At 35.9% G+C, this 7,680-nt stretch carries 6 protein-coding genes, 1 tRNA gene and 1 pseudogene; 5 read left to right on the plus strand and 3 right to left on the minus strand.

Annotation, left to right across the window (positions count from 1 at the left end; genetic code table 11):
* The first annotated feature begins 2 nt into the window (after positions 1-2).
* The 5 genes and pseudogenes from ABIQ27_RS13890 (at position 3) to ABIQ27_RS13910 (ending at position 4,155) form a co-directional block, all read left to right on the plus strand.
* Entirely contained in the window at positions 3-1,004 is a 1,002-nt protein-coding gene (locus tag ABIQ27_RS13890) for an asparaginase (protein ID WP_348034519.1), read from the plus strand.
* Between the two features lie 63 nt (positions 1,005-1,067).
* Positions 1,068-1,152 (plus strand) — tRNA-Ser (locus ABIQ27_RS13895).
* A gap of 459 nt (positions 1,153-1,611) precedes the next feature.
* Positions 1,612-2,436 (plus strand): serine O-acetyltransferase EpsC, encoded by an 825-nt coding sequence (gene epsC, locus ABIQ27_RS13900; RefSeq protein WP_348034520.1) that lies wholly within the window; start codon positions 1,612-1,614, stop codon positions 2,434-2,436.
* 16 nt (positions 2,437-2,452) lie between these two features.
* Positions 2,453-3,360, plus strand: a pseudogene (gene cysK, locus ABIQ27_RS13905) (cysteine synthase A).
* Between the two features lie 60 nt (positions 3,361-3,420).
* Positions 3,421-4,155 carry a porin family protein gene (locus ABIQ27_RS13910; RefSeq protein WP_348034521.1) on the plus strand — a complete coding sequence of 245 codons (735 nt, stop codon included), beginning with the start codon at positions 3,421-3,423 and terminating at the stop codon, positions 4,153-4,155.
* Here ABIQ27_RS13910 and ABIQ27_RS13915 read toward each other — a convergent pair.
* The 3 genes from ABIQ27_RS13915 to asnS form a co-directional block, all read right to left on the minus strand.
* The gene (locus ABIQ27_RS13915) at positions 4,150-4,755 is read right to left on the minus strand and encodes a hypothetical protein (protein WP_348034522.1); all 606 of its coding nucleotides are present in this window, start codon (positions 4,753-4,755) and stop codon (positions 4,150-4,152) included. The two genes, ABIQ27_RS13910 and ABIQ27_RS13915, sit on opposite strands and share 6 nt — an antisense overlap.
* Positions 4,756-4,765: 10 nt before the next feature.
* Positions 4,766-6,235 (minus strand): RNA polymerase factor sigma-54, encoded by a 1,470-nt coding sequence (gene rpoN / locus ABIQ27_RS13920; protein ID WP_348034523.1) that lies wholly within the window; start codon positions 6,233-6,235, stop codon positions 4,766-4,768.
* A gap of 84 nt (positions 6,236-6,319) precedes the next feature.
* The coding region (gene asnS / locus ABIQ27_RS13925) for an asparagine--tRNA ligase (protein ID WP_348034524.1) at positions 6,320-7,680 on the minus strand (1,361 nt) is incomplete at its 5' end.

Here is a 7,680-nt window from a genome sequence, read left to right on the forward strand (position 1 = left end):
TAATTTATACTGGTGGAACCATTGGTATGATAAAAGATTTTGAAACCGGTGTTTTGAAAGCATTCAACTTCAAAAAACTATTGCAAAAAATCCCTGAACTCAAACATCTGGATTGCAATATTGAAACAATTTCCTTTAAAAAGCCTATTGATTCTTCCAATATAAATCCTGAAAAGTGGATTGAAATTGCAGAAATGATTGAAAGCAACTATGCCAACTTTGACGGATTTGTGGTGCTTCATGGTTCAGATACAATGTCATATTCAGCATCGGCATTGAGTTTTATGTTGGAAAATTTGAATAAACCTGTTGTTTTTACGGGTTCGCAATTACCAATTGGAGATTTGAGAACGGATGCTAAAGAAAACCTGATTACAGCGATTCAAATCGCATCGCTGCAACAAAAAGGGAAATCTGTCATTCACGAAGTTTGTCTGTATTTTGAATACAAATTATACCGTGGAAACAGAACTACCAAAATAAATGCTGAACATTTTAATGCTTTTGCTTCGCCCAATTATCCACAGTTAGCCGAATCGGGTGTTCATTTGAATGTCAATTCCAATTTGGTTTTGACTAAGCAAACCACCAAAAAAATGGTAGTTCATAAAAAAATGGACAGCAATGTGGTGATTGTAAAAATGTTTCCGGGGATTAATGAATCTGTTTTGTCTGCTATATTTTCCATTCCAAATTTAAAAGGAATAATCCTCGAAACTTATGGTTCCGGCAACGCACCAACTGAAGAATGGTTTATTCAAACCTTGAAAAAAGCCATCAAAAATGGTTTATACATTATCAATGTAACGCAATGTTCCGGCGGAAGTGTCAACATGGGGCAATATGAAACCAGTTCACAATTAAAGAAAATCGGCGTAATTTCCGGAAAAGATATCACTACCGAAGCGGCAATTACAAAACTGATGTATTTACTGGGACAAAATGTGGCACCGACAGTTTTCAAAACCATTTTTGAAACATCGTTACGGGGCGAAATGCAATAACTAATTATCATTCACGTTTTTTTTAGTCAAAATTTTTGCTGTTCTTTGCAACCTCAAAATAATAGAAAGGTGGCCGAGTGGCTGAAGGCGCACGCTTGGAAAGCGTGTTTATGGCAACATAACGTGGGTTCGAATCCCATCCTTTCTGCGATAAAAACCGAAGCGAAAGCTTCGGTTTTTCTTTTCACAAAAAAGATTGAAAGTTTACTTTCAGAATCTTTTTTGTGAAAAGAAGAACAGCCTTTGCAAAAGGCATGGTTTTTATCGACAGAATCCCATTCAGGGATCAACGAAGTTAATCCTTTGACAAGCAAGGACAAAACAACGTCTTGCCAAAATGCTAGTTTAAAAGGGAAGTTTACTAAGCTTGGATAATCTGAAATTAATTTTCTTTCCAAAACTTGCACAGCCAGAATAATCTTGCCATATTTGTGTATATAATTCAAGAATGAAATCACATTTTTCACATAGTAGTATTTGTTGTTATTCCCAAAAAGAGGAGTGCCTTGTTGTGGACTAATATTACTTATAGTTTCTAAACAAAAAAACTCTTCAATATTTTGGGGAGTTTTTTGTTTTATACCATTCTCAAAATCAAAATTTTATTATGAAATCAGTAAACAAATCAATATACCAATCTAATTTTCTCGAAAAAAAGATTTTATTGAATAAGAAGAAAGCCAAATACTGGATTAACGAACTCTCGTATTGGTTATTTTGTTCCAATAAAGAATATATTGAATATGACTTTTTTGAGCAAAAAGAGTTGGAACTAAAAACAATTTTAAAAGAATTATTGGAACAAGAAGAATTTACAAAGGAGCAATCAAACCAATTAACGGATGATTTCTTCAATGGCATTAGCAATGTATATCAACAGCTTTTACAGGATTTAAAGGCTATTTTATCATTTGATCCGGCAGCGAAGTCGAGAAGTGAAGTTTTAATTGCTTACCCCGGATTTTTTGCCATAACGGTACATCGGATTGCCTATGTTTTGTGGAAGAAAGATGCTTTTATCTTATCACGGTTGATTGCTGAATATGCCCATAGCAAAACCGGAATTGATATTCATCCAGCAGCAACCATAGGTGAAAGTTTCTTTATTGATCACGGCACCGGAATCGTAATTGGTGAAACTGCTGTAATTGGAAAAAATGTCAAAATATACCAAGGCGTAACTTTAGGAGCATTGACAGTAAGTAAAGATAAAGCCATAGAAAAACGGCATCCAACAATTGAAGATGATGTAGTGATTTATGCCAATGCCACTATTTTAGGAGGAAATACCATAATCGGCAAAGGCGCAGTTATTGGCGGAAATGTTTGGATTACCAATTCTATTCCGGCACAATCCTTAGTTTTTCATAAAAGTGAAATCGTTATAAAAAATATTCAAACCTTTCCAGAGGCAATGAACTTTAGTATTTAATTTAAAAAACAAAGCAATGAAAGCAAACAACATTTTAGGAACTATTGGCAATACGCCCGTTGTAAAATTGAGTCGTTTATTTGAAAACAAAAACGTTTGGGTAAAATTGGAAAGAAACAATCCAGGCAACAGTATCAAGGATCGAATTGCCTTAGCGATGATAGAAGATGCCGAAAAGAAAGGGCTTTTAAATCCAAATAGTGTCATTGTCGAACCAACTTCGGGCAACACCGGAATTGGATTAGCACTTGTCGCAGCTGTAAAAGGATACAAAGTAATTTTGGTTATGCCCGAATCAATGAGTGTCGAAAGAAGAAAACTGATGGAGATTTACGGAGCCGAATTCGAATTGACACCAAGAGAAAAAGGAATGAAAGGTGCTATAGAAAGAGCAGCCGAATTGGTTACTGAAACTCCAAATGCCTGGTCGCCCAAACAATTTGAAAATCCCGCAAATATTGAAATTCATAAAACCACCACCGCTTTAGAAATACTGGCCGATTTCCCCGAAGGATTGGATTATATCATTACAGGAGTAGGAACTGGCGGGCACATTACAGGCGTTGCAGAAGTTTTAAAAGAAAAATTCCCAAACCTAAAGTCATTGCCGTTGAACCCGAATTATCGCCAGTGTTAAGCGGAGGAAGTCCATCGCCTCATCCTATTCAAGGAATTGGTGCCGGGTTTATTCCTCAAAATTATCATGCAGCAGCAATCGATGAAATCATTCAGGTTAGTAAAGATGAAGCATATGAATTTGCACGCGCGATTGCCAAAAAAGAAGGAATTTTGGTTGGCGTTTCATCGGGAGCTTCACTTGCAGCGGTAAATAAAAAACTGCAGGAAATTCCAAATGATGCCAAAATACTGACTTTTAATTATGATACTGGCGAAAGATATTTGTCTATCGAAGGATTGTTTTAATCTCAATCAAAATATTTCATAAAAAACACCTTTTTGCAAAGGTGTTTTTTTCGTAAGTTTATGCCATATAACATCAGTATGCGAATTAGTCTTTTTATCATAACATTTTTTACAACTCTGGGGATTTTTGCTCAGGAAAACGGAATTAAGAATGAGGTTAAAGATGAAATCGATTTTGATGCTGTAGATTCTTTATACCGCGAAGACCAATTTTATCTAAACATTACCTACAACGCTTTACAGAAACGTCCTGATGGAATTACCCAAAACAAACTTTCTCCCGGAATTGCTTTTGGTTTTTTGAGAGATATGCCAATCAACGAAAAACGAACAGTTTCTATAGCTGCAGGTTTGGGATACACAATGGCAATTTATAATCAGAATTTAGGAATTAGAGATGTTGGCGGGATGAATACCTATCAGATTTTTGATGAGGATATTTCTTTTTCTAAAAATAAATTATCGCTTCATTTTGTAGATTTGCCTCTAGAGTTCAGATGGCGCGACTCAACACCGGAAAGCCATATATTTTGGAGAGTTTACACAGGTGTGAAATTCAGCTATTTATTTTATGACCACTACAAATCGCAGGCTTCCATCGGGGATTTTAAGCAATCCAACAACAAGGATTTGAATCAGTTTCATTATGGAATTTATGTGGCTGCAGGTTGGAACACGTGGAATTTTTATGCTTATTATGGATTAAATCCGTTGTTTAAATCGTCAGCAAAAATTGACAATGAATCCATTGATATTAACACAGTCAATTTTGGTCTGATGTTTTACATTCTATAACCAAAAATAGAGTAAAGCAGTCTGTGGAATTAATCCACACAAAAATCCAACTAACAATTCTTTATTCGAATGCGCTTCCATATATAAGCGTGAAGATGCAACAGCACCATTCATTATTACAAAAAAAGCAACTGTATTAATCGTGTTGATTTGATTATGGATACTCAGGCCAATTATAAAAACGGTTAGTGAACTAATGCCAATCATATGGATGCTGGCTTTGAATTTGGCATATAGTAAAAGAAATGTAAAAATCGTACTCAGCAATCCTCCGAGAAAAAAGAAATACAGGCTTGGAAACCGGTCAATTGTTATGCTTTTTTGTATCAAAACAGCAAATAACATTAACTGCAATAATAATGGAATCTTACGTTGCGAAATACCCGAAAGCATTACGTTTTCTATTTTCCCAAATGTTCTCAGCAGATAAAAAAAAGCAATTGGCAACAGAAAAGTAATGATGATTATTTGCAGGAAAAGAAGCAGGTATTGTAGCAAAGTAAAATACTTTGCTTCGAGCAAAACATAAAAAACAGTTCCTAAAAGTGGAATGAAAATGGGGTGGAAGAGATACGAAAAAAAAGGAAGGATTTTTTTCAAAGTGGTTTTATTAAATCTTTTTCCTCATTCGCGCCACAGGAATATCAAGCAAGTCTCTATATTTTGCAATGGTTCTTCGGGCAATTGGATAGCCTTTTTCTTTTAGAAGATCGGCTAACTGGTCATCGGGTAAAGGTTTGTTTTTGTCTTCTTCTTCAATAATGTTCTTCAGGATTTTTTTGATTTCAAGAGTAGAAACATCTTCGCCCTGATCGTTTTTCATTGATTCTGAAAAATATTCTTTTATCAATTTGGTACCATAAGGTGTGTCGACATATTTACTATTGGCAACACGCGAAACCGTAGAAATATCAAGCCCAACCATATCGGCGATGTCTTTCAAAATCATCGGTTTCAATTTGGTTTCTTCGCCATCAAGGAAATATTCCTGCTGGAAATGCATAATCGCATTCATTGTCACAAAAAGCGTTTCCTGACGCTGGCGAATCGCATCGATAAACCATTTGGCAGAATCCAGTTTTTGCTTGATAAACTGTACGGCATCTTTTTGCGAATGCGATTTGTCTTTGGAGATTTTATAGGTTTGCAGCATTTCCTGATAATCTTTGGAAACGTGCAACGTTGGAGCATTTCTGCCGTTCAACGTAAGTTCGAGTTCACCATCAACAATTCGAATGGCAAAATCGGGAACAATTTGTTCTACTGTGCGAGTGTTGCTGTCAAAAGCACCGCCTGGTTTCGGATTCAGTTTTTCAATTTCTTCGATAGCTTTTTTGAGTTGTTCTTTCGATATTTCGAAAGTAGCTAGAAGTTTTTCATAATGTTTTTTGGTAAAAGCATCAAAATGGTTCTCTATAATATTGATTGCCAAATCAACATATTCTGTTGGTGTTTTGTGTCGGAGTTGTAATAAAAGACATTCATGTAAATCTCGCGCACCAACACCGGAAGGCTCTAAATCATGAATAATATGCAGAATTTTTTCAACACTTTTTTCATCCGTATAAATGCCCTGCGTAAACGCCATATCATCGACAATATCCTGAACACTTCTGCGTAAATAACCATCGTCATCAATGCTTCCAACCAGAAATTCAGCAATTTCGCGTTCTTCATCCGTTAAGATAAAAGTATTTAGCTGATTGATTAAATCCTGATGGAAACTCGTTGATGCTGCAAATGGCATTGTACGTTGCTCATCATCTTCGCTATAATTATTCGCCTGAAGTTTATAATCGGGCGTTTCGTCGTTGCTTAAATATTCATCAATGTTGATTTCGTCAGTGTCAATGTTGTCGCTTCCTTCGTAATCATCATAATCATCTTCATTGTTGTCGAACTCATCTTTCTCATATTCTTCTTCCTCTTCCTTGCCACTTTCCAAAGCCGGGTTTTCAACCATTTCCTCTTTCAGACGTTGCTCAAAAGCCTGCGTAGGCAATTGTATCAACTTCATCAACTGAATTTGCTGAGGTGATAGCTTTTGTGATAATTTTAGATTTAGGAACTGCTTTAACATTTTATGGTTATTTGGTTTTTGTGGATTTGGTTATCTGTAAAGTTAAAAACAAATAACCGAATTACCGAATCATCAAATCAACTTTTAAAATTCTGCGTTTTGTGGTGTTCTTGGGAAAGGAATTACGTCACGGATGTTGCTCATACCGGTTACGAATAAAACCAATCTTTCAAATCCTAATCCGAAACCTGAATGTACAGCCGAACCGAATCTTCGTGTGTCTAAATACCACCAAAGTTCTTCTTCGTCAATTCCTAAGGCTTTCATTTTTTCAACCAAAACATCATAACGCTCTTCTCTTTGTGAACCTCCAACGATTTCTCCGATTCCAGGGAAAAGGATATCCATTGCACGAACTGTTTTTCCATCTTCATTCAAACGCATATAAAATGCTTTGATATTTGCAGGATAATCAAACAAAATCACTGGGCATTTAAAGTGTTTTTCAACTAAATAACGTTCGTGCTCCGATTGTAAATCAGCGCCCCATTCGTTGATGATATAGCTGAATTTTTTCTTTTTATTCGGAGTTGAATCTCTTAGAATATCAATAGCTTCGGTATAAGAAACACGTTTGAAGTTGTTTTCCAAAACGAAATTTAGTTTTTCTAACAAAGACATTTCGCTTCTATCTGCCTGTGGTTTTGATTTTTCTTCTTCAGCTAAACGGCCTTCCAAAAATTTCAAATCATCCTGGCATTTATCCATCGTATATTTAATTACGTATTGGATAAAATCTTCAGCCAAATCCATATTGTCATTCAAATCATTGAAAGCTACTTCAGGCTCAATCATCCAGAATTCAGCCAAGTGACGAGAAGTGTTTGAATTCTCCGCTCTAAATGTTGGTCCGAAAGTATAAATCTGTCCCAAAGCCATTGCAAAAGTTTCACCTTCTAATTGTCCCGAAACGGTTAAGTTTGTTTGCTTTCCGAAGAAATCTTTTTTATAATCGATGTTTCCTTCTTCATTTTTTGGAAGATTATCCAACGGCAATGAAGTAACCTGGAACATTTCTCCGGCACCTTCAGCGTCAGCACCTGTAATAACTGGCGTATTTACATATACAAAACCTTTTTCCTGAAAATATTGGTGAACAGCAAAAGCCAAAACAGAACGAACTCTCATAATCGCTCCAAAAGCATTGGTACGAACACGCAAATGTGCATTTTCACGCAGGAATTCCAACGAATGTTTCTTTGGTTGCATCGGGAATTTCTCAGCGTCAGAATCACCAAGGATTTCTAATTTAGAAACCTGGATTTCATATTTCTGACCAGCGCCTTTACTTTCAACCAAAGCACCAGTAACCGAAACAGCTGCTCCGGTTGTAATTCTTTTTAATGTTTCTTCTGGTGTGTTTTCAAAATCAACGACACACTGAATATTATTAATTGTCGAACCATCGTTCAACGCGATAAATTGATTGTTTCTAAAAGTTCTTA

Origin of the sequence: Flavobacterium sp., from assembly GCF_039916025.1 — a bacterium.
Taxonomy (GTDB): domain Bacteria; phylum Bacteroidota; class Bacteroidia; order Flavobacteriales; family Flavobacteriaceae; genus Flavobacterium.